23 protein-coding genes and 2 pseudogenes are annotated in these 22158 nt (G+C 66.6%); 9 read left to right on the top strand and 16 right to left on the bottom strand.

Annotation, left to right across the window (positions count from 1 at the left end; genetic code table 11):
- Positions 1 to 7: 7 nt before the first annotated feature.
- The 3 genes and pseudogenes from BW737_RS07015 to BW737_RS07010 all read right to left on the bottom strand — a co-directional run bounded on the left by BW737_RS07015 (position 8) and on the right by BW737_RS07010 (position 2055).
- Positions 8 to 856: a LacI family DNA-binding transcriptional regulator gene (locus BW737_RS07015; RefSeq protein ID WP_257210583.1), complete on the bottom strand. Its 849-nt coding sequence runs from the start codon at positions 854 to 856 to the stop codon at positions 8 to 10.
- A gap of 3 nt (positions 857 to 859) precedes the next feature.
- A pseudogene (locus BW737_RS19890) lies at positions 860 to 1015 on the bottom strand (LacI family DNA-binding transcriptional regulator); the annotation flags it as partial.
- On the bottom strand, positions 1015 to 2055 hold the full coding sequence (locus BW737_RS07010; protein ID WP_086614989.1) for a LacI family DNA-binding transcriptional regulator: 1041 nt from the start codon (positions 2053 to 2055) through the stop codon (positions 1015 to 1017). The pseudogene BW737_RS19890 and the gene BW737_RS07010, both read right to left, overlap by 1 nt.
- A gap of 192 nt (positions 2056 to 2247) precedes the next feature.
- On the opposite strand from BW737_RS07010, the gene BW737_RS07005 reads away from it, so the two are divergent.
- The 9 genes from BW737_RS07005 (at position 2248) to BW737_RS06975 (ending at position 9331) form a co-directional block, all read left to right on the top strand.
- Positions 2248 to 3549 (top strand): glycoside hydrolase family 27 protein, encoded by a 1302-nt coding sequence (locus BW737_RS07005; RefSeq protein WP_086614990.1) that lies wholly within the window; start codon positions 2248 to 2250, stop codon positions 3547 to 3549.
- Between the two features lie 28 nt (positions 3550 to 3577).
- A complete protein-coding gene (locus BW737_RS18060) occupies positions 3578 to 3760 on the top strand; it encodes a hypothetical protein (RefSeq protein ID WP_257210582.1) in 183 nt (60 codons plus the stop codon).
- Complete coding sequence (locus BW737_RS18055) at positions 3757 to 4143, top strand: hypothetical protein (RefSeq protein WP_257210581.1); 387 nt, start codon at positions 3757 to 3759, stop codon at positions 4141 to 4143. The genes BW737_RS18060 and BW737_RS18055 overlap by 4 nt, the downstream gene beginning before the upstream one ends.
- Complete coding sequence (locus BW737_RS18050) at positions 4140 to 4895, top strand: alpha-L-arabinofuranosidase C-terminal domain-containing protein (RefSeq protein ID WP_257210580.1); 756 nt, start codon at positions 4140 to 4142, stop codon at positions 4893 to 4895. The genes BW737_RS18055 and BW737_RS18050 overlap by 4 nt, the downstream gene beginning before the upstream one ends.
- Positions 4787 to 5131, top strand: coding sequence for an alpha-L-arabinofuranosidase C-terminal domain-containing protein (locus tag BW737_RS18045; protein ID WP_338063880.1), 345 nt, complete (start codon positions 4787 to 4789; stop codon positions 5129 to 5131). The genes BW737_RS18050 and BW737_RS18045 overlap by 109 nt, the downstream gene beginning before the upstream one ends.
- A gap of 868 nt (positions 5132 to 5999) precedes the next feature.
- Positions 6000 to 6887 carry a TetR/AcrR family transcriptional regulator gene (locus BW737_RS06990; protein WP_180272118.1) on the top strand — a complete coding sequence of 296 codons (888 nt, stop codon included), beginning with the start codon at positions 6000 to 6002 and terminating at the stop codon, positions 6885 to 6887.
- The gene (locus BW737_RS06985; RefSeq protein WP_086614992.1) at positions 6794 to 8221 is read left to right on the top strand and encodes an MFS transporter; all 1428 of its coding nucleotides are present in this window, start codon (positions 6794 to 6796) and stop codon (positions 8219 to 8221) included. The genes BW737_RS06990 and BW737_RS06985 overlap by 94 nt, the downstream gene beginning before the upstream one ends.
- A 109-nt stretch (positions 8222 to 8330) precedes the next feature.
- The gene (locus BW737_RS16805) at positions 8331 to 8615 is read left to right on the top strand and encodes a hypothetical protein (protein ID WP_086614993.1); all 285 of its coding nucleotides are present in this window, start codon (positions 8331 to 8333) and stop codon (positions 8613 to 8615) included.
- Positions 8564 to 9331: a nucleoside hydrolase gene (locus BW737_RS06975; RefSeq protein ID WP_099330352.1), complete on the top strand. Its 768-nt coding sequence runs from the start codon at positions 8564 to 8566 to the stop codon at positions 9329 to 9331. Before BW737_RS16805 ends, BW737_RS06975 begins: the two co-directional genes overlap by 52 nt.
- A gap of 40 nt (positions 9332 to 9371) precedes the next feature.
- On the opposite strand, the gene BW737_RS06970 is transcribed toward BW737_RS06975, so the two are convergent.
- The 13 genes and pseudogenes from BW737_RS06970 to BW737_RS06915 form a co-directional block, all read right to left on the bottom strand.
- On the bottom strand, positions 9372 to 10337 hold the full coding sequence (locus BW737_RS06970; RefSeq protein ID WP_257210578.1) for a sugar-binding transcriptional regulator: 966 nt from the start codon (positions 10335 to 10337) through the stop codon (positions 9372 to 9374).
- 126 nt (positions 10338 to 10463) lie between these two features.
- On the bottom strand, positions 10464 to 11417 hold the full coding sequence (locus BW737_RS06965; protein ID WP_086614995.1) for a transketolase family protein: 954 nt from the start codon (positions 11415 to 11417) through the stop codon (positions 10464 to 10466).
- The gene (locus tag BW737_RS06960) at positions 11414 to 12292 is read right to left on the bottom strand and encodes a transketolase (RefSeq protein ID WP_086614996.1); all 879 of its coding nucleotides are present in this window, start codon (positions 12290 to 12292) and stop codon (positions 11414 to 11416) included. The genes BW737_RS06965 and BW737_RS06960 overlap by 4 nt, the downstream gene beginning before the upstream one ends.
- 47 nt (positions 12293 to 12339) lie before the next feature.
- Positions 12340 to 13323, bottom strand: a complete 984-nt coding sequence (locus tag BW737_RS06955) for a sugar phosphate isomerase/epimerase family protein (RefSeq protein WP_086614997.1) — start codon at positions 13321 to 13323, stop codon at positions 12340 to 12342.
- A gap of 75 nt (positions 13324 to 13398) precedes the next feature.
- Complete coding sequence (locus BW737_RS06950) at positions 13399 to 14868, bottom strand: FGGY-family carbohydrate kinase (protein ID WP_086614998.1); 1470 nt, start codon at positions 14866 to 14868, stop codon at positions 13399 to 13401.
- A gap of 166 nt (positions 14869 to 15034) precedes the next feature.
- Complete coding sequence (locus BW737_RS06945; RefSeq protein ID WP_218961826.1) at positions 15035 to 16039, bottom strand: D-ribose ABC transporter substrate-binding protein; 1005 nt, start codon at positions 16037 to 16039, stop codon at positions 15035 to 15037.
- Between the two features lie 44 nt (positions 16040 to 16083).
- Positions 16084 to 16617, bottom strand: coding sequence for an ABC transporter permease (locus BW737_RS16800; RefSeq protein ID WP_218961825.1), 534 nt, complete (start codon positions 16615 to 16617; stop codon positions 16084 to 16086).
- A 157-nt stretch (positions 16618 to 16774) separates the two neighbouring features.
- Positions 16775 to 17002, bottom strand: a pseudogene (locus BW737_RS19885) (ABC transporter permease subunit); the annotation flags it as partial.
- A 197-nt stretch (positions 17003 to 17199) separates the two neighbouring features.
- Positions 17200 to 18795 (bottom strand): sugar ABC transporter ATP-binding protein, encoded by a 1596-nt coding sequence (locus tag BW737_RS06935; RefSeq protein WP_086614999.1) that lies wholly within the window; start codon positions 18793 to 18795, stop codon positions 17200 to 17202.
- A gap of 28 nt (positions 18796 to 18823) precedes the next feature.
- Positions 18824 to 19444 (bottom strand): DUF2291 family protein, encoded by a 621-nt coding sequence (locus tag BW737_RS06930; protein WP_180272117.1) that lies wholly within the window; start codon positions 19442 to 19444, stop codon positions 18824 to 18826.
- A 292-nt stretch (positions 19445 to 19736) separates the two neighbouring features.
- On the bottom strand, positions 19737 to 20654 hold the full coding sequence (locus BW737_RS06925) for a PfkB family carbohydrate kinase (protein WP_086615001.1): 918 nt from the start codon (positions 20652 to 20654) through the stop codon (positions 19737 to 19739).
- 15 nt (positions 20655 to 20669) lie between these two features.
- Positions 20670 to 21113, bottom strand: a complete 444-nt coding sequence (locus tag BW737_RS06920; RefSeq protein WP_086615002.1) for an RbsD/FucU family protein — start codon at positions 21111 to 21113, stop codon at positions 20670 to 20672.
- Positions 21114 to 21257: 144 nt separating this feature from the next.
- Positions 21258 to 22157, bottom strand: coding sequence for a carbohydrate ABC transporter permease (locus BW737_RS06915; RefSeq protein WP_086615003.1), 900 nt, complete (start codon positions 22155 to 22157; stop codon positions 21258 to 21260).
- Between the last annotated feature and the right edge of the window lies 1 nt (position 22158).

Below are 22158 nucleotides of genomic sequence, written 5' to 3'. Positions count from 1 at the left end.
GGAAGGCTCAGCGACTGGAGTCGCGCACAATCAAGGTGGTCGGCGCCTCTGCGGGCGTCCCTGCCGTCTCGCCCTGTAGCTGCGCCACCAGACACTCCACCGCGGCACGGGCCATGGCGTCGGTTCCCGGGTCGACAGTGGTGAGCGATGGGGTGGTGAACTCGCCCTCGACAGTGTTGTCGAAGCCGGTCACCGCGACATCCCGGGGGACCGCGACTCCTGCCGCCTGCAGGGCGCGCAGGGCACCAATGGCTACGGCGTCATTAATACACATCAACGCGTCGAAGCCGATGCCCGAGCGCAGCAAGCCGATTGTCGACTCCAGGCCGGTGTCCCGCCGGTCCCAGTCCTCACCCCGCACGATCAGGGCCGGGTCAAGGTCGATACCCGCCTCGTCCAGCGCGAAGCGGTACGCCTCCAAACGCGGCCCACCGTCACCGTCCATCTGGGCCATATAGGCAATGCGGCTCCGCCCGGCGGAGACCAGATGTCGGGCTGCGGCGAGGGCGCCACCATACTCGTCCATGGCGACTCTGGCTATCCCCGCCGTCGGGGTCGCGCCGATCTGCACCACCGGCAGAGGCGGTCGTCGACCGCCCAGCAGTGCGTCATCCAGGTGGTGCGGGCAGATGAGCACGCCGTCCGCATCCCCCATGGAGACTCCCATGACGGCATCGCGTTCGCGCGCGGGCACGTCCTCGGTGAGTCGGATCGTCGAACGCAGGCCGCGCCGGGCAAGCTCGTTGATGAGCAACTCCGCTAGACGGGAGAAATAGGGCTGATAGAGGTTGGGAACCACGATCGCGATTCGCCCGGATGCGCCGGTCACCAATCCCCGAGCAGCCTCGGAGGGCACATACCCGAGCGCACGCGCCGCTTGTCTGACTCGCTGCCGGGTCTGCTCGGACAGTCGTGTTGTTCCGCCTTTACCGCGTTCCGACAGCGCCGTCGACGCCGTGGCCACCGAAACACCGGCCGCCCGAGCCACATCACGGAGCCTGACCCGTCGCTGCATCACAACCCCTCCGCTCGCCGAAGCGGCAACGACCCGATCGTCGTAGGAGCCATTGAGGTGAACCCCAGCGTGGATTCGCGCCGTATGAGCGTGGCCCCGACCCGCGTCATCACCCTGCTGCGGGAGCCCGGGTCCCAGCTACGTTGTAGATCATCCAGCGCGATCCTCGCGATCTCTCCGGCCGGAAAGGCCAGCGTAGTCAGCGACGGCGAGGAGAACCGCCCATCCTCGAGACCGCCGCATCCGCACAGCGCGATCTGCTGCGGGACCCGCACCCCTCGGCTTCTGAACCCCGCGAGCGCGCCCAGGGCGAGTTCGTCGTCGGCGCATACGACGGCGTCATGACGGTCGATGGTCTTCGCCAGTTCCGCAGCCAGGCGAAAGCCCTCGGCCCGACTCGGTACGGCGGTGGTCTCCACCACCGCGGCCGCATCCAGCGCCTGCCGCAGGGCGTGCGCGAAGGTGCCCGGGTGGTCCACCCCAGGGCCGACCACCACCGGGCTCGCCAGACGCAGCGCCCGCAGATGCCGGGCGACAGTGTCGGCCGCCTGGTCCAGATCCAGTCCGATGCCTCCGTCGGTCTTGTCAGCATCCCCCGGCCTGAGAGCGTCTATCCGACAGACCGGCAATGGCCATTCCTCCACGGAAGAAGCATTCTCACCGTGGATTCCACCCACCACTATTGCTCCGTCAAATGCTGTCGATTGTTCGGCCAGCACTTGGGCAACTCGACTGCTATCGCGACCACACGGTTCGATCGCGGTGCGCAGCCCGCGCCGGTCCGCCTCGACCACCAACGCCTGCGCCAGCGCAGCGACCCAGCCGGAACGCAGGTCCGGAACGACGACGGCCACGGTCTCGGTGCGGCCGGTGCGCAGCGTTCGCGCCAGCGCGTTGGGCTGCCAGCCGAGCTGGTCGATGGCCGCCGTCACCTTGCGCCGCAGTTCATCGCTTACGTTGGGCTCGCCGTTAACCACCCGGGAGACGGACTTGAGTGAGACGCCGGCCAGTTCCGCGACCTGGCGCATAGTCGCAGCCATCGGCTCCCCTCCTTTGTCTCGCTCCTGGGACGGCTTCAACGCCGCAGCTCACACGGTATCGGGGTACAGCGGTTGCGGCAGCACAACGCCGCGCATGGAGGCGATCTCCACGCTAGATCTACGGAATAGTCTTGACAACGATTCATCGTCGTTTCATGATATCGCCTACCTGTAGTGCCTTAGGAGTCAGTGATGACACCGTCAGCTTCCTCATCCAGCACCTTTCCGCCACGCGGCTGGAACTCGTGGGACTGCTTCGGCGGCTCGGTGACCGAGGCCGAGGTGCTGGACAACGCCCGCTTCATCCACGAGCACCTGCTCGCTCACGGCTGGGACACCGTCGTGGTGGACATCCAGTGGTACGAGCCGGCCCCCGGGACAGGCGATTACAACCCCTGTTCTGCGGCCGTCATCGATGCCTACGGGCGCCCGCTGCCCGCCGAAAACCGGTTCCCCTCGGCTGTCGGCGGTGCCGGATTCCGGCCGCTGGCGGAGACGATCCACGCCCTGGGGCTGCGCTTCGGGGTGCACCTCATGCGGGGCATTCCGCGCCGCGCCGTGGCCGCGAACACCCCGATCCTCGGCACCGACTACACGGCCCGAGACATTGCCTCTCCCCCGTCCGACCGCTGTCCCTGGAACCCGGACAACGAGGGGGTGCGGCCGGATCATCCCGGTTCCCAGGCCTGGTACCACTCGCTGTTGGCGCTCCTGGCCGGCTGGGGCGTGGACTTCGTCAAGGTCGACGACGTGCTGTACCCGCCCATCCGCCGCTCCGACATCGCCATGATCCACCGCGCGATCGAGCGCTCCGGTCGCGCCATCACGCTCAGCCTCTCCCCGGGCCGCGAGTTGTCGCTCGAGCACGCCGGTTTCCTGCACGAGCAGGCTCAGATGTGGCGGGTATCGGACGACCTGTGGGACGACTGGGAAGCGGTGGTGGAGCAGTTCCAGCGGGCCGCGCGCTGGGCCCCCGTGCAGGACGACGACGGCGTCGGGGACCTGGACATGCTGCCGCTGGGGCGGATCGGCCTGCGCGCGCATGTGGGTAACCCTCGAGACTCGCGCCTGAGTCTTGAGGAGCAACGCACCATGCTGACGTTGTGGAGCATCGCCCGGTCCCCGCTCATGATGGGCGGGCACCTGCCCGAATCCTCTCCGGATACCATCGCCCTGCTCGGCAACGACGCCGTGCTCGCGCTGGGTGAGCGGGGCACCAACTGCCGCGAGATCATCCGCGACGGCGACCTCGTGGTCTGGCGATCCACGCTGCGGCCGGCCAACGGCCAACCAGCGCCACCGCAAGAGGTGCGCGCCGTGTTCAACCTCGGCAGCACTCCGCGTGTCCGCCGGCTGCACCTGGACGATCTCGGGCTGAACGAGACCATCCGCCATCTCACCGACTTGTGGACCGGGGAGTGCGTCGCCGTCGTCGACGGCCGGTGGGAGATGAAGCTATCCGCTCACGGCTGCACCGTAGCCGCCGCTATCTGAACCAGCCTCTAAACGATTAGGAGATCCCATGACCCCTTCCGGCCACGCCGACTCGCGCCGCGCCGTCGTCGACCTGGACGTGCCCGGCCCCACCATCTCCCGCCACATCTACGGGCACTTCGCCGAGCACCTGGCCGGTGCATCTACGGCGGGTTCTACGTGGGCGAGGGCTCCGCCATTCCCAATATCCATGGGCTACGTCGGGATGTGATTGAGGCGCTGCGAGCCATCGCCATCCCGAACCTGCGCTGGCCCGGTGGCTGCTTCACCGACGAGTACCACTGGCGCGATGGGATCGGTCCCCGGGAGCAACGCCCCACGATGGTCAACACCAACTGGGGCGATGTGGTGGAGGACAACTCCTTCGGCACGCACGAGTTCATGGAACTGTGCGAGCTGCTCGGCGCTGACGCCTACATCACGGGCAACGTCGGCTCGGGCACGGTGCAGGAGATGAGCGAGTGGGTGGACTACCTCACCCGCGAGGGCGACTCCCCCATGGCGCGCCTGCGCCGGGCCCATGGCCGTGCACGGCCATGGCGGGTGCCCTTCTTCGGCATCGGCAACGAGCCCTGGGCTGCGGCGGGAACATGAATGCGCAGGTCTACGCCGCCCAGGCCCGCCGCTACGCCACCTTCGTGCGCAGTCATGGAAGCAACGAGATCATGCGCATCGCCGCCGGCGCGAACGTCGATGACTACGCGTGGACGGACACACTGATGCGTGGCCTGGTCTGCGACACCTGCCCACGTTCCGAGCCCGGCCCCTACCAGGCGATCAGCCTGCACTCCTATACCTTCCGCGACTCCTTCGAGGCCAAGGGGCAGGCCCGCGGCTTTTCCACCGCGGACTGGTATGCCACCTTCGCCAACGCCTGGCGGATGGAGGAGCTGATCGCCCGCCACTCCACGGTGATGGACCGCTACGACCCCTTCCGCAAGGTGGGGCTGGTCGTCGACGAGTGGGGCGCCTGGTGGGATGCGAAGCCGGGCACCAACCCCCATTTCCTGCAGCAGGACAACACCCTGCGCGACGCGCTCATCGCCTCACTGCACTTCGACATCTTCCACCGCCACGCCGAGCGCGTCGTCATGGCGAACTTGGCTCAGACGATCAACGTGCTCCAGGCCCCGATCCTCACCGACCCGGCCACCGGCACCATGGTGCTCACCCCCACCTACCACGTCCTGGCGATGAACGTGGGCCATCACGACGCGACTCGGCTCGACGTGCGTTGGTGGATGAGCCACCCGCCCACGCCGACGACGGCGCTCGCCCCTTCCCGCTGGTGTCCGTCTCCGCCTCACGTAAGGGCGATACCGCGCTCGTTTCCGCAACCAACCTAGACCCCGAGGCGCCTCGGACGATCCGCCTGGATTTGCGTGGTGCCTCCGTGGAGGTGGGCAGTGCGCGCGTGCTGACTGCTGGCGCCCTCGACGCGCACAACACTCCCGAGGCGCCCGACGCCGTAACACCGATCGCCTTCTCGGACTGGTCGCTGGTGAACGGCGTGCTGGAGCTGGTTCTCCCACGCTCCGCCTACGTGACGGCGTCTTTGGAACTCGACGCGGCCGCGAACTGATCGGAGTGGCCGACGACGCGAAGTTGCGGCCGCTCGTCGCGCGCGCCCTGTCTGTCGGCCCGTGCTGGTGAATCCTCAGGGGCGGACTGTCTCCGACAGCGTCCCTAGAAGGGCGGGATTTCGTCGAGCAATGGGCCAGTCCCAGGTCGCGCAAGGCGGTCGGGGGCCGGTGGTGCGACCGTCCCACGTCCACGACGGTGCCGGGAAGGGGATCGGTGACCAGCCGACGCCAAGCCCCGCCGGCTGCCGGCACCCGAGCCGTGACGGCAGGCACCGGTACATGGCTGGTCCCGATCGTTACCTCAGCCGCTGCGTCGGCAGCAGTCGCAGCGGCCCGGCCGCGGAAGTACTTCCCGTACTTCTCTTCGTCATCGGACAGAGTCCTCCCGCCACCGGCGGGATCGGCTCTCCCGTGCCTGGACTAGGGATGTCTTCGAGGCGTCCAGTAGGTCGGATCGGAACAGGGCCTCGGTTGCGGCGAACTCGGGTGTAGCAGAGTCTGCCCCGTCCCCCTTCGGGAAGCAGCAGCGCAGGGCGCTTCCAGGCGGGCGGCGGTCTCCCCACTGGTGGTGAAGCGGCGCTCCTCCTCCGTAATGAGTCGCTCGGGCCGGCCATCAGGGTGTCAAAACCCGGCCTCACCGCGACCGAAGCGGCCCGCACCGTCACCGTTTCCTCAGCAGCAGGCAACTCGATCGCGCTCGCCTTAACCCGCGTATGCAGCTGCGAGTCGCGACGACACACGAGTCACCGCAGCTGGGTGCGTCTACCCCGGCAAGATCACTATATTGCGAACCGGGAGTACCCAGTGTCGTCCCTGCAAGCGACCATGGGCCCCTCACGCCGAATCGACCAATCCCTGGAGGTCAACATGGCACGACTCGAGAACTCCGCGGCGCCGCTGAAGGATGCCATGGGGGATGCCCTGCTCGAGCTCATGCGGGAAAAGCCGTTCAAAAAGATCAGCGCCGGTGAGATCGCCTCGCGCGCCGGCCTGGGGAGGGTGACCTATTTTCGGCACTTCTCCTCCAAGGAGGAGGTGCTGGCTCACAAGTATCGAACCGCCTGGAGAGACTTCTCCGTCCGCCACTGGTACAACGAGGCCGACGACCGTGCAAATGCCATTGCCAGATTCCGGTTCTGCCTCCAGGTACGTGAGATCAACGACGTCGTCTATGAAGCGGAGCTTGGGGGCATCCTGCTACGAGTCACGGTAGAGACGCTAGAGGGCGAGCCTCCGGAGCCCGCGGCGGGCCCCGTGTCCGCCGCTGGGACTATGGATGCCGTAGACCGGGCCGCCTTCCTGCGTCGTTTCAAGGCCTTCGCCCTGTTCGGCCTCATCGACACCTGGATTCGTCACGCTACCGCCAGACGCCCGAGGAGATGGCTGCCGTCTACATCAGCTTCATCAGCCCCGAGGTCGAGTCGCTGGGCACGCGCAGCTCCGAACGCCGAACCGGTGGCAGAGCAGCGCGGATGCGCAGATTGCAGCGCATCCGCGAGGCGGCGGAGCTACGCAACCCACGCCGCTATGTCATCGACGACGAGTCTTGACAGCTACTGTTCATTCAATATTGAATACAACCGACTGGTTGGGTACGGACAGGTGCATCCGACCGCGCCTGTCACACACGGGCAGCCTGCACTCACGAGCAAAGGAGCTGCATGTCCACCAAAGCCGATCCCCGTCTGGAGGAGCCCACGCGTCCGGGCACCTCCACCAAGTATCTGGGCGGGCGACCGTACTACCAGTACCTGATCTCCTTCGTCATTGCGGGCGTCTTCCTGTACGCCTGCTACTCGGCGCTGGCGGCGATCCTGCTGCCCAACACCGTGCAGACGATCGAGTTTCGGCACTACTTCTCCGGTACCACCGTCACCAGCCTGGACCAGCTCACCGAGCTGACCAACCTGGCCAACGATGTCAGCGCCGGCACCGCAGCCCCTACCGCCGAGCAGGCGCATCTCCTGGAGCTGCTCAAGCAGTATGAGGCCGCTCGGGCCTCCTCGATCTCCAACATGATGATCGTCGGCTCGTTCTTCACGCTGTTCGCCCAGCCAATCGTCGGTGTCATCTCCGACCGCTGGCGCTCGCGCTGGGGGCGGCGCGCCTTCTGGATAGTGGCCGGCGCCGTCGCCGGGGCCGCCTTCATGATCGGCCTGCGCTACTCCACCACCGTCCTCATGCTCACGGTCTTCTGGACCACTGCCCAGGTGTCCCTGAACTTCATGCAGGCCCCACTGTCGACGACGGTCGCGGACCGAGTCCCCGCCGAAAAGACCGGCACGGTCTCCGGCATATCCGGCATCGGCATGATGGCCGGATTCACCGGGGGTTCCGTGGTTGCCGGTATCCTCATGAACGCCATGGGCCTGGACACCTACTTCGTGTTCGCCATCGCCGTGGTGGTGGGGGCACTCATCTTCGTCACCTTCGCCAAGGACCGCTCCTCCAAGGACCTGGAGCTGAGGCACTTCGACTGGATCGCCTTCTTCAAGGGCTTCTTCGTCCCGTTGTTCGACCATGACTTCCGCTGGGTCTGGATCGCCCGTTTCATGATGTTCTTCGGCTACACCGCCGTCAGCAACTACAACCTGTACATCATTCAGTCCCATCTGCGCCCCGCCCGCGCCGCGGCCGAGGCCAACACGATCGTCGCCACATTGTCCGCAGCCGCGCTGCCGGTGCAGCTGCTCATGCTGGCCTTCGCCGGCAAGCTCTCCGACAAGGTCGGGCGACGCAAGCCCTTCGTCATCGGTGCATCCTTGGTGATCGCCCTGGACATGTTGGTTCCACTGCTGATTCCGACGCTGCCGCTGTACTTCTTCTTCTACATCCTCTTGGCAGCCGCCTACGGCATGTACATGGCGGTGGACGTCGCCCTGTTCATTGACGTCCTGCCCGACCCAAACGCCGCCGGCCGCGACCTGGGTGTGGCCAACGTAGCCTCCAACATCGGTCAGATGCTGGCACCCTTCGCTGCCGGCCAGCTGGTCGCCCGCACCGGCGGTTACTCGGCCATCTTCATCATGGCGGTTATCGCCGTAGCCATCAGTGCCGCAGCCATCGTCCCTGTACGCAAGGTTGAGTAGCGGCCCTAATACGCCAAGCGGCGATGTCGGACCCAGCGTCCGCTGCCGTCGCCTCCCCACTCACAACTGAACACACCTGATTTAGAACCGCTTGCAAAGGAGCAAAGCCATGACCCCCGCCCCCAAGACCTGGAACTACGGCTCCCTGCCCTGGCTTCCCGAGGCCGACCGGCTCCCCGACGTCGCGCCCCGCACCCGCGTAATCATCGATAATGACTTCGCTGGCGACCCCGACGACCTGTTCGCCCTCGCCCACCACCTGCTGGTCGAGGGCACCGAGGTACGCGGCGTCGTCATCTCCCGGCTGCGGGAGGATGATCCTGGAACCGCACCGGCTCCTCCGTGCGCGCCGGGCATGAGCGCGTCGAGACGCTGCTGGAGACCATGGGCGTGACCGGCGTCGACCTGTACGACGGCGACGACCGCGGCTTCGACGCCTACGACGGCGAGACCGCCGCCTCCCGCTTCATCGTCGATGAGGCACTGTGCGAGGACGACCGTCCCCTGTTTCTGGTGGCCGGCGGCTCGCTGGGCGACGTCGCCCGCGCCTTCAAGGCGGCCCCACAGATCGCCGAACGCCTGACGCTAATCTGGATCGGCGGCGGGGAACACCCGGGGCTGGCCTACATGCCCGAGGGCGGTACGGACATGGAGTACAACCTCGCGCTCGACGCCCCGAGCGCCCGCTACGTCTTCAACGACACCGCGGCCCGCATCTGGCAGATCCCGCGCGACGTGTACCGCTCCGCGACCGTGTCCATGCCGACCATCCGGCGCGGCTGCGCCCGGGCGGGGGCCGTCGGCACCTACCTGCTGGGCGAGCTGAACCAGGTGCGCACGATGGTCTCCGGCATGGCGCACCCGGGGGCCACCTACGTGCTGGGCGATCAGCCGCTGGTGCTGCTGTCCTCGCTGCAGACCACCTTCGAGCCGGATGCCGCCTCCTCCTACTACGACGTCATCCCCACGCCCCGTATCGCACCGGACGGCACCTACCGCTACCCCCAGGACACCCGCCCGATGCGCCGCTACCGGCGCCTCGACAACCGGCTCCTATTCGAGGACATGTTCGATTCCCTGGTCGCTCTGGCCGACTGGCTGGGGAGCTGAAGCAACAGCACAACCCCGAACCGGATTGGTCGGCAGGAGTTCAGGCGCCGGAGGAAGGCTCGTCCAACAGCACCCGCGCAGTAGTGGCGTCGGTGATCAGTACGTTCACCCAGCCGCCGCGCAGGGCGGCGCGGATGGCAGCGTGCTTGCGCTGTCCACCCGCGGCCGCCAGCCGACGCGGGATGGCGCGCAGTTGTTCGGCGTCGGCCCCCACCAACCGGCGGTCGAAATCGGAATTCACATGGACGCCGTCGGCGTCGAAGTAACGCAGGCACACGTCCCCGACGGCGCCGGCCGCCCGCAGTTCTTCTCGGTCTGCCTCCGAGGATATATTGCCGGACTGACGCAGCAGCGGCGACGGCTCCAGACTGCCGATGCCCACCAGGCCGACGGTGACCTCCGGGAGGAAACTGAGCACCCGCACCACCGAGGGGTCATTGCGCAGCTCGGCGGCCGCCGCAGCGGTGCCCAGTACCGCCGGTGAGGGGAAGAACTCCGGGGTGGCTCCGGTGGCGCGGGCAAGGAGGTCGATCATGCGGGTGGCCTTGACCTGCACGGTGGGGTTGCCGATGCCACCGAAGAGCTGCACGACGGCGGAGGCCACCTGCGTGCGGAAGGGCTGCAGCCGTTCGATCGCCGCCAGCCAAGTGGCGCTCCAGGACGACAGTCCGATGACATCGCCGCCGGTGAGCGTGGTCTCCAGGTAAGTAGCGGCCGCAGCGGCAAGTGCATTCTCGATTGTCGCCTCATCGTCGCCGGCGTCCACGACCACGCACTCGTTCAACCCGTACCGGGACTCGATCTCCTCCTCAAGGGAGGTGAAGGTACCCGCGGGCAGGGTGACGACGGTGCGCACTATGCCCTCTTCGGCTGCACGTTTGAGGAGACGGGAGACGCGCGGTTGGGAGACGTGAAGCTCGTCCGCGATTTCTGACTGTTTGATCCCGCGCTCGTGATACATGCGCGCGATGCGAGCCATTAAGCGCAGTTGGGCATCGTCATTCACCGGCGTGCTCCTCTCCCCGCGGCAGGTTTTAGAACCTAAACCTATCGCGAATGGAGGAATGACATGCGGACGCGGCCGGAACCGGTTGTAACCGGTTCCGGCCGCGTCCGACCGCCTAGGCGCGCGTCAGCCGAGCAACTCCTTGGCAGCAGCGGTGATGCCGTCGGCGCTGATGCCCCAGTGGTCCATGAGCCACCCCTCCGAACCGGTGGGCGCAAAGGTGTCCGGGATGCCGATTCGCTTCACCGGCACGGGTTGGTTTGCGGTAACCAGTTCCGTTACTGCGCCGCCAAGACCTCCGGCAACGAGTCCCTCCTCGGCGGTGATGATGCGCCCGGTCTCCCGGGCCGCAGCGAGGACCGCCTCTTCGTCGAGTGGCTTGACGCAGGGCATGGACAGCAGCCGAGCGTGGATGCCCTCTGCAGCGAGTGCATCCGCGGCGGCGAGTGCCCGGTGCAGCACGGTGCCGTTGGTGATGATGGTCAGGTCATCGCCGTCGCGCAGCGTGGTGGCCCGACCGGGAGCAAAAGCGTAGCCATCGGCGTGGACGGCGGGTACCTTCATCCGCGAGATGCGGATATATACAGGGCCGTCGTGCTCGGTGACCGCCCAGCGGACTGCGGCGGCGGTCTCGACCGGATCGGCCGGGACGATCACCGTCATATTGGGGATTACTCGCATCCAGGCGACGTCCTCGACGCTGTGGTGGGTGCTGCCGAGCTGTCCGTAGGCCAGTCCCGGGCTCTGCGCGGTGAGCACCATGTGCCGGTAAGAGTAGGCGGCGTCGATCTTGACCTGTTCCATAGCCCGGGCGGACAGGAAGGACCCGGCGCAGGAGACGATCGGGATGCGGCCGCCGCCCTCGAGCCCTGCGGCGACCCCCACCTGGTTCTGCTCGGCGATGCCGACGTTGATGATGCGCTCGGGAAAGCGCGTGGCAAATCCCCCGAGCTTGGAGGAGCCCACGGAGTCGTTGACGACGGCGACGATGCGCTCGTCCGCTTCCCCCAGTTCCGTCAGGATGTCGGCGAAGGCGTCGCGGCAGTCGTACAGGGTGTTCGCTTCGGCGGTGGTGGTCATGCCAGTGCCTCCAGTTCTGCTAGTGCCTGCTCCACCTCGGCGTCGGTGGGCAGCTTGTGGTGCCAGGCGACGGCGTCGGACATGAAGGAGATCGGGTGTCCCTTGTGGGAGTGGGCGATGATGAAGGTGGGTTTGCCGGATGCGGCCGGTACCTTGGCGAAGGCGTCCAGCAGGGCGCCTACGTCGTGCGCGTCCACATCCACGACCTCCATGCCGAAGGCGCGGGCCTTGTCATCCAGCGGAGTCAGGTCGTTGGTGTCCTCAGTGGTGGCACCCTGCTGGAGGTGGTTCCGGTCGGCGACCACGCAGAGGTTTGCCAGACGGCGCTGGGCGGCGAACATGAGTGCCTCCCAGTTCGAGCCCTCCTGCAGCTCCCCATCCCCGGTTAGGACGAATACGCGCCGCGGCGAACCATCCAACTGGGCCGCGATGGCCTGGCCCACGGCGATCGGCAGTCCGTGGCCCAGCGGCCCGGTGTTGGCCTCAACGGCATCCACATACAGTCGGTTGGGGTGGCCGTTGAGTCGAGACTCGGGCTGCACAAAGGTCTCCAGTTCGGCCACGTCCAGCAGACCGGCGGCAGCGAGTGTGGTGTACAGGGCGCAGGCCGCGTGTCCCTTGGACAGGATCAGGCGATCACGCTCGGGGTCCTGCAGGTTCTCCGGAGTCACGTTCAGGACGTGGAGGTAGAGGGTCGCCAGCACATCCGTGATGGAGAACTCACCGCCGAGGTGACCCATGCGTGCGTTTGCCACCAGGGTGAGGTCCTTGCGGCGGATGAGACGCGCGCCCTCCTTGATATGCGCGATCACCTCCTCCCGGCTCATATCGGGCGTGGTGCGCCCGACAACGGGCAGTTCAACAGAAACTGTCATTGTTCTTTACTCCTATAGCGATGCGGGTGATGGGACGCTCCGAGGCGTCAGGCCATGCAGGTCAGCAGCGCATCCTGGACGACGCGCTGCGCGGCGAGCGGGTCCTGTCGGGCCTGGGCATCCGCGAGGGCGGCCTCGTCGAGGTTGTCCAGGGCACGGTGCAGCGCCTTGAGGAAGCGGATGGAGGTGCGGGCGTTGTCGACGACGTCTTCGCGGAAGGGGAACTGGTCGAGCTGCCACACGCCCTCCCAGCCATTCTTCTTCAGCGTGTAGAAGAACTCGAAGATCTCGGTGATGTGGACGGTGCCGACGACCATGTCGTCGTCCCAGCCGCGGTAGTTGTCGTTGACGTCCATGCCCCACAGCAGGCCGTGATCGATGAGCAGCTGGGCGGCCTCGGCGGGGGCCTCGCCGCCGAACAGGGCGTGTCCGAAGTCCAGGAGGACGCCGACGTTGTCCACGCCCATCTGCTGAATGCCGAGCACGGTCTTGGCGGCCGAGGACCAGAACATGTGGGTGCGGGGCTCGCGCGGCTTGTACTCGATGACGAACTTCAGGTCGGGGTTGGCCTTGGCCAGGTCGCGCATGCCCTCCACGGCCAGCCGGTTCAGCTCCTTGTAGTCCACCTGGAAGGGGTAGTCGAAGCCGTCCTGCCCGGGCCAGATCTTGACGTAGCGGGCGCCGAGCTCGCGCACGGCGTCGGCGGCGCCCTGCATGATCGCCATGGCGGAGGCGCGCTTGTTGGGGTCGGGATTGGTGAAGGCGCCCAGCTGGTGCTCGCGCAGGTAGATGTCCGGGGTGACGCCGATGGCCTTCAGGCCGGTGCGCTCCAGGGCGGCCTTGACGTCGTCAAGGGTGACGCCGGTCGTGAAGGGGTAGTTCAGGTCCACGTAGCTGATGTCGCCGACCTCGGCGGCGAGTTCGATCTGCTCGATGGTGGAGCGGGGCTCGCCGTAGCCGTCGGTGGCGTAGCGGTCTACGTAGGTGGCGAAGTTCCACAGGCCTGCGCCGAAAACGGGGGTGTTAGACATTGGTTGTTCAACTCCAGTCGTAGTTGTGTTGGTGTTCTGTGATGGTGTTTCTTGTTGGCGGGTGATTGCGACCGGCTAGGCCGGCGTGGCCCGGGAGCGGGCCAGGGCCCCGCGCCACTGGTCCCGGGCGGCGGCCCGGGCGTCGTTGTCCAACGCGGGGCGGTAGCGCCGCCCCTCCTGCTGGGAGGCCGCGGGCAGCTCCCAGCCCAGGCGAGTGAAGCCCATGAGGGCGGCCCCCAGGGCGGAGACCTCGGCGTTGGCAGAGACGACGACGTCGCGGCCGAGCAGGTCCGCCTGCGTCTGCATGAGCAGGCGTGAGGCCGTGGCGCCGCCATCGGCGTGGAGAACCTGTAAGTCGGAGGTGTCCAGGGCCTCGACGACGTCGGCGATCTGATGGGCGACGGCCTCCAGAGCGGCGCGCGCGACATGACCCCGGCTCGTGCCGGCGGTGAGTCCGGAGATGATGCCGACGGCCTGGCGGTCCCACCAGGGGGCGCCCAGTCCGGTGAAGGCGGGCACCAGGCTGACGCCGCCGGAGTCGGGGACGGTGGCGGCCAGCTCGTCCAGCTCGCGGCCGGGTTTTACGCCCAGCAGGCGGGCGACCCAGTCCATGGCGGTGCCGGAGGCGACGATATTGCCCTCATGCCCGTACATGGGTGCATCGGTGAGCCAGGCCAGGGTGGTGGAAACGCCTGTGCGGATGGAGCGGTCCGCCCCGGAGGGGATCATCACTGAGGAGCCGGTGCCGTAGGTGGCCTTGCCCTCCGCGGTGGTGCGGCAGCCGTGTCCGAACAGGGCGGCGTGGGAGTCGCCGAGCACGCCCACGATCGGCACGCCGTCGGGTAGGAAGTCCAGTCCGGCGGTGGTGCCGAAGTCGGCGTTGGAGGGGACGACGTCGGGCAGCCCGGCCCGGTCGATGCCGAACAGCTCGCACATGGCGGGTGACCAGTCGACAGTGGCCAGATCCAGCAGCAGCGTCCGGGAGGCGTTGCCGGCCTCGATCACGTAAGTGGCCTGAGCGGTCAAGCGCCCCATGAGCCAGGAGTCCACGGTGCCGATGCGGACGGCGCCGGTACCGACCCGGTCGAGCAGGTAGCGCATCTTGGGGGCGGAGAACATGGGGTCCAGGCTCAACCCTGTGGTGGAGGCGACGGCGAATTCGCGCTCCGGGGAGCGCAGCCAGTCACAGAACTCGGCCGTGCGCGAGTCCTGCCAGCCGAGCATGGGGGCCAGCGCCTCGCCGGTGGCGGGATCCCAGGCGACCACGGACTCACGCTGGTTGGAGATGGCGATTCCCGCCGGCGCACCCTCCACCCCGTCCAGGCACTCGCGGATAGCGGCGCACTGGGCGTTCCAGACCGCGTCGGCATCCTGCTCCACCCAGCCGGGGCGGGGATAGGAGACGGCAACGGGCGCCGATCCGGAGGACAAGATTGAGCCGTCGGGGGCGATGGCGAAGGCCTTGGCATTGGTGGTGCCCTCGTCGAGCGCAAGGAGATAGGGAGTCATCTTCCCCGCTTGCGTCCACATGGCCGCATTACTCATGCCTCCACTCCCTTCTGAGGAGGCCACACGAACCTCCTTGTGAATATCTATTCGACATTGAATCTGCAATACAGTTTAGCACGACGCCTCACCGCCGGGGAAGGCCCGAGCCGCTTCTGATCCGGCTCGAGCCTCCCCCGGAGCCATGTCGCCGCTCTCCGCTCCGTCAGCCCTCCTCGAGCTCGAAGAGCGTGTAGCGATCGGCGTTGGACTCGTCGATCAGGATGCAGTCCACGAGCTGCTTCTCCTTCTTCCCGGTCTCGCCGTTCTTGATGTAGGCGTCCGCCTGCTCCACGGCCATCTCAGAAATGTGCACGGCCGGCTGCATGCCAGTGGCGAGCATGGTGCCCTCCTTGATCGCCTTGACGGCGTCCGGAGAGCCGTCGAAGCCGATCACCAGGATGTCGTCGGTCTTGCCCGCCTGCTGCACCGCCGCCACGGCGCCGACCGCCATGGTGTCATTGCCGCAGATGATCGCCTGGACGTCGGGGTCGCGCTGCAGCAGGGTCTCGACCTTCTGATAGCCGAGCTGCTGGTCCCAGTTGGCCGTCTCGGTGCCGGCGAGTTCCATGTCCGGGTACTGGTCGAGCACGGAGTGGAAGGCCGTGGACCTGACCTGCGCGTTCGTGTCGGTCTCCCGGCCGAACAGCTCGTAGTAACGCCCCTTGCCCTGGAGCGTGTCGGCCAGCTTCTCCGCGACGAGCGCGGCGCCTTGGGAGTTGTTGGCGACGATCTGCGCCGCCGCGAGGCCGGCGGTGTTGATTTCGCGGTCGATGAGGAATACCGGGATGCCCGCCTCAACGGCCTTGCGGACCGCGCCCTCGGTGGAGTCGGCGCCAGCGTTGTCGACGATGATCGCCGCCGCATTCCGGGAGATCGCGGAGTCGAAGAGCTCGGACTGCTTATTAACGTCGTCATCGTGGGAGAAGGCATCCGCGGTGTAACCGAGTGCTTGGGCGGCGGCAACGGCCGCCTCCGCCTCCGTTTTGAAGAACGGGTTGTCGTGGGACGGCGTGATGACCGCGAAATAGTTGGAGTCACCACTCTTGGAGCATGCGGCCATAGAGGGCAGGAGGGGAATGGTGAGTGCTCCGAACGCCCCGGCACGCAGCACCGAGCGGCGGGAGACACGACTCATTGATGAACTGAGGGAGGTGATGGTGGATGTCATGATGAATTCCGCTTCTTTTCCGCTGGTTTCACAGTTCGACGGGGTCAGGCCGGAGCACCGCCGGGGGTGGCCACGGCCTGCTCTATGCGGGCGGCCTCCCGTTTCACCTCCTGCGCGGCCTGCGCGGCGGCGCGGGAGCGCTCGAGACGCTGCTGCCCCTGGTCGAGCATGACGGCCAGGACGATCACGAGGCCCTTGAGGAAGGTCTGCCAGAACGAGGACACGCCAACCAGGACCAGTCCGTCGTTCAAGAAGCCGATGACGAAGGCACCGATCAAGGCGCCCTTGACGTCACCACGACCGCCCGCAAGCGAGGCGCCGCCGATGACGACGGCCGCGATCGCGTTCATCTCGTAGGTCTCGCCGGCGGCCGGGGCGGCCGCGGTGAGCTCGGAGGCGATGATGAGACCCGCCAGCGCGGCCATGCAGCCGGAGACCATGTACACCCGCATCTTCACGCGCTTCACGGGCACGCCGGAGAGCTCGGCGGCGCGTTCGTTGCCACCGACGGCATACAGCCAACGGCCAAAGGGAGCGCGGGCGACTACCAGCGCGACGACGATCGCGAAGATGATCATCAGCCAGACGCTGGTGGGCAGTCCGAGTGGACGGGACACGCCCAGGAAGGAGAATCCGGTGTTGCCGAAGGCTCTTCACCTGCCAGGTCGGGTAGGTGGTGCCCTTGGAGATCAGCAGGGCCGCGCCGCGCGCCATGTACATGGTGCCCAGGGTGGCGATGAACGGGGCGACATTGAATCTGGTGATCAGCAACCCGTTGATCGCTCCAACGAAGGTGCCCACCACCAGCGCGACGATCACCACGACGAGCACCGACGGGTAGGCATTAATATCAAACACCGACAGGTGCATGCCCTTGAGCATCACGCCGGCAATGACGCCGGACAAGCCGACGATTGAGCCGATGGACAGATCGATGCCGCCGGTGAGAATGACCAGCAACATGCCCAGGCTGAGCAGCGCGTTGTAGGCGACGTGCTTGGTCATGGTCACCAGGTTGGTGGCCGTCAGGAAGGAACTGGACAGCGATGCGAAGATGACGATCAGCACGAGCAGGGCGATGAAGGCGCGCTGCGCCATCAGAAACTCGCCGATACTCCGATTGCCTATGCGCAGGCCGGACTTCTGGGTGGATGCGGGTGTCATGCTTGCTCCTCGTCCTTCGTGTCACTCGCCGCGTTGTGGTTTGAGTTCGCGGCTTCGTCGTCTGTAGCTGTGATCTGTTCGCCGGTTGCGGCCATTACCTGGTCGCGGGTGGTGGTGCGCGGGTCTAAGTCGGCCACAATGCGTCCACGCGCCATGACGATCAGGCGCGTGGAGGCGCCCAGGGCCTCGGATAGCTCTGAGGTGGCGAAGAGAATGCCGACCTTGGTACTCGCGACCTCGGCCATGGTGGAGAAGATGTCCGACTTGGCACCGATGTCGATTCCGCGCGTGGGCTCGTCCATGAGCAGCATGCGGGGCGCGGTCATCAGCGCCTTGGCGATGACCACCTTCTGCTGGTTGCCCCCGGACAGGGAGGTGATGCCGATATTGGGGGACTCGGTCTTGATGCGGACAGACTCGATGCCGTGGGCGACCTCCTTGGCCTCCTGCCTGCGCCTGACCTGCCCGTTGCGGGTGAGGATGCGCAGCGCGGCCAGGCTCATGTTGCGCCCCACGCTCATGAGTTGGACGATGCCGTCGGCCTGGCGGTCCTCCGGGGACAGGACCAGCCCCGCGTCGATCCGCTCGCCGATTGGGGCGTGAGCCACATCCTTCCCGTCGAGCAGGATCCGACCGGAAGCAGCGGCATGCCGTCCCGCGAGAGTCTCCAGGAGCTCGGTGCGCCCTGCCCCCATGAGCCCGTAGATGGCGACGATCTCGCCCTCACGTACCGTGAGTGAGAGATTGTCGACGGCGATGCGCGAAGGATTCGCCGGGTCCGGCACCACCAGATCCTCTATTTCTAGGATCGGCTCGCCCGGAGTGGCGGTGATTGCCGTAAACAAGTCGGATTGATCGCGTCCGGCCATGGTCTTCACGATCCAGGGCAGGTCCACATCCGCCATGGGAGCAGTGGCCACATGCCGACCGTCACGCAGGATGACCGCGGTGTCCGCGATCTCGAGGCACTCGTCCATGTGGTGGGAGATGTAGACAATGGCCACACCATCGGCAGTCAACTCCCGGATGATGCGGAAGAGCACCTTGACTTCCGTGGCCGAGAGCGCAGAAGTGGGCTCGTCCATGATGAGCACGCGTGCCCCCTCGACGAGGGTGCGAGCGATCTCAACGAGCTGCTGTTGACCCAACCGCAGATCACCCACAAGGGCGTTGGGGTCGATCGGCTCCTCCAGGCGAGCCAACGCCGCGGCGGCCCGCTCACGCTGTTGTGAGCGGGAAATGCCGGTAGGCGAGGCAATCTCGCGGCCGAGGAAGATATTGTCAACCACCGAGAGGTTGGGGCACAGGTTGAGCTCCTGATGGACGATGGCAACACCGTGCGCCACGGCATCGGTGGTGTCAGCGAAAGTGATGGGCTCGCCGTCGAGCTCGATCGTGCCGGAGGTCGGCGGCTGCACCCCAGAGAGGATCTTCATCAGGGTGGATTTGCCGGCCCCGTTCTCTCCGATGAGGGCCACCACCTCACCGGCGTGGATTTCGAAGTCGACGCCGCGCAGGGCGTGTGTAGCCCCGAAGGCCTTGGTGATTCCACGGCCGGCGAGGACGACAGGAGCGTTCTCGCTAACGGTCATGACGCCACCTCAATTGAGATGGGGGTGATCACGATGTGTGCCGGGTCTGAGTACGCAAAGCGCCCACGACGGTGATCTCCTGGCCGACCATGGAGCCCAGGTCGTTCTCGGCGAGCACTCCGGTCTTGAGGGGATCGTTGAGAGACAACCCCACCTGGGCGTAGTCGATTTGGTTCTCGAACATGTCGAAGGTGACCTCGCCGGTGACGTCCCGTAGCGCCGTCCCCATCACAGCGGGACCCGTCTGGACGGAGACGGTGACGCCGGAGGGAACGCCGTCGACGGCAAGATTGACCTGACCGAAGCCGCCCTCCTCCACGGTGCCGGTGGTGGTCACGGCGAAGGTGTAGGCGGCTTCACCGTCGCGTTTACCGAGCTCCTCACTGGTGCCCTCCGCATCCGCCTGGAGGTCTTCGAGCAGCCCCACCAGGTCGGTGGCGTTGTCATTGATGTAGGTGATGGTGGAGTCGTAGTGCTCATTGGCGTATGCGACCGGATCCGTCGATCCGGCCGTAAGCACGGCTTCCGCCTCCTCCGGAGTCATGAAGGTGGTACCGAAGAAGCAGATGGCGAGTATCGCCACCGCCCCGACGGCCTTGACTATGACGCCCCAGGGACGCCCGCCTCGTGTCCGATTCGTTCGTGCCACCGCTTTGAGCCTCCTCGCTCTGTCGCGGCGGGTCAGGGGACGGCCCGCCAGCGTGGACATATCCATTCATCTGTGAATGATAGAAACAGTGTCGTACTGTATCCCGCTTCTGTCAACCACGCATCGCCACCGAAGACGGGGCACGACGATGCAATAGGCCGGCTTCGCCGCCGAAGAGGCACCGCCGGCCAGCACGTGTGTGTGCCGCCGAGAACGCCCCGGCGCCGCGCACTCACGGGTCGGTCGGCGCCCTCGGCGACGTCGCTGTGGCAGGCTCAGGCAGATCGCCGCGTCAGAGCCTGATGGGTTTGATCGCCCCGTAGGAGGCGGCCGCACCTGGGGATAGCACCGCAGCCGAGCCCGCCCGCATGGCCTCCGAAACCGCACGTTCGAAGTCGAGCCCGAGCGCCAGAGCGGCCGCCAATGCTCCAACAGAGGCGTCCCCCGCACCGGTGGTGTCGACGACCGGCCCCGCGGAGATCGCCTCAACGTGAGCACCCTGAGGTTCGCCGGCACTTGCGGCGTCATACCGGACGGCGCCGGCACCCCCGAGGGTAATCAGTACCCGGCGTGGACCTCGCCCGGCCAGCTGGGCGGCGACGTCGAGCGCCTCCGCAGTATCGCGTGGAGCGGAGCGCCCGAGGACCAGTCCGGCCTCGGTTTCATTGACCACGAGGATGTCGACCGCGGCGAGATCCTCCGCGTCGATGTCATAGACCGGCGCGAGGTTGAGGATTGTCGTCGCCCCGGCCGCGCGAGCGGAGGCGATGGCGGCGGCATTGCCGGCGGCCGGGATCTCGCCCTGGAGAACGACTACGTCTCCTGCTCGCAGAGCGGCGGCGTCGACCTGCTCCGCCGCAACCCGCCCGTTGGCGCCCGCGTCAATGAGAATCGTGTTCTCCCCGGAGGCGGCCACGGTGATGAAGGCGGAGCCAGTGGTGCCCTCGTCCACGAGAAGACCGGTGACGTCGACACCGTGGCCGGCGAGTTCCTCGCGCAGGGCAGGGCCGGCGGCGTCGGAGCCCACGCGTCCGACGAAGCGCGCATCCGCCCCGGCATGGGCCGCAGCCGCGGCCTGATTGGCACCCTTGCCGCCCAACCGGTAGCTGAGTGAGCGGGTATAAAGGGTCTCCCCCGGCTCGGGGAAGCGGTCCACGGTGACCGTGACATCCTGGTTGATGGAGCCGATTACAACTACACGTGCGGACATGTTGCCTCTTCCTTGTCAGTCCTGCGGCCCGAAAGCGGGCAGTACGCCCTTGGTGAGCAGGTAGCAGCCGTACGGCCGGGTCTCCTGGGTGTGAACCACGGCGGAGGCGGAGCGGGCGGCCTCGTAGAAGTCGAAACGTTCCATGGAGGCGCCGGAGATCTCGCGCCCCTCGAGTTCGGTGGCCACGGCAAGAACCTCGCGGGTGACCTCGCGCAGTTCGGTGTCCCCCGCACCGATCATGTAGCGCACGGGCGCTTCGACGAAGGTGTCGAGCGGCATGAGCTCGACCACCAGTCGCACCGCCTCCGGGCTGTTCAGGGACGGCATGGGGATGACCGGCCGGCCGGTGGCGTAGGCGGGGTAGTTGGAGTCGACGACGGCGATGACGTCGCCATGGCCCATACGGGCCAGCACGCCCAGCAGTTCGGGCGTCATGAGGGGGTTGATTCCTTTGAGCACGATTCTCTCCTTTGAGGGTATTGCCGATGGTGCTAGATCACCATAACCGGCTCTTCCGGTTTGAGGGCGCGAGGCGTGATCGCCCCGGGTAGGGTCCGCCGTACAGCAGCAGTCCCCTCCCCGCGTTCACCATAGGCCTCGAATTCAGCCCTTCACCGCGCCGGAGAAGGCGCCGGAGACGAAGTAGCGCTGGAACAGCAGGTAGACGATCAGCACCGGGATCGCCGTCATGATGATGAAGGCGTTCAGCGGGCCGTAGTCAGTGCCGTGCTGGGCGGAGAAATTCTGCACAGCCAACGGGATGGTAGCCATCGAACCAGATTGCAGGATCGTGGACGCCATGGCGTACTCGTTCCACGTGGATACGAAATCCAGGACAAACAGCGCGGCCAGCGTCGGCTTGATCAGCGGGCAGCAGATCTGCCAAAAGATGCGGAAGGTGGAGGCGCCGTCGAGCCGGGCGGATTCCTCGATCTCATCGGGTATAGCCCGGAAGGAGCCGTAGAGCATGAATACCTGATAAGGCACCCCGAAGGCGAGGTACGGCAGAATTAGGCCCACATAAGTGTCCAGTAGGTCCGCCTTCAGCAGCAGCTGGAACATGGGACCGAGGGCAACCTGGATGGGCACCATGGAGCCGACGGCGAAGACGGCGACGATCCACTTGGCCCGCCGCATGTGGATGCGGGCCAACGCATAGGCAGCGAGCGCTGCTAGCAGCAGGCCCAAGGGCACTTTGATGACCGAGACCAGCAGACTGTTACTGCCGCTGATCCACAAGTCGCCGGTGTCCACAGCGTCGGCGTAGTTGCTCCAGAGCCACTGCGAGGGCAAGCCGAGCGTAGATCCACTCGCCAGATCCGCCCGACTCTTGAAGGACGTGAGCAGCATGACGGCGAAGGGCACCAGCCAGAACGCCGCCGTGACGAGTAGTGCGACCCACAGGCCGATGGTGACCCAGTCGCGCGGGGGCCGGTTCGGCGCGGCAGCAGTCGCGCCGTCGTCGGGACCGGCAGTGGTGCGAGCAACGGGAATGGCAGTCATG

This window comes from Actinomyces ruminis, assembly GCF_002154335.2.
Classification (GTDB): domain Bacteria; phylum Actinomycetota; class Actinomycetes; order Actinomycetales; family Actinomycetaceae; genus Actinomyces; species Actinomyces ruminis.
This window is presented reverse-complemented; position numbering and strand designations above follow the sequence as displayed.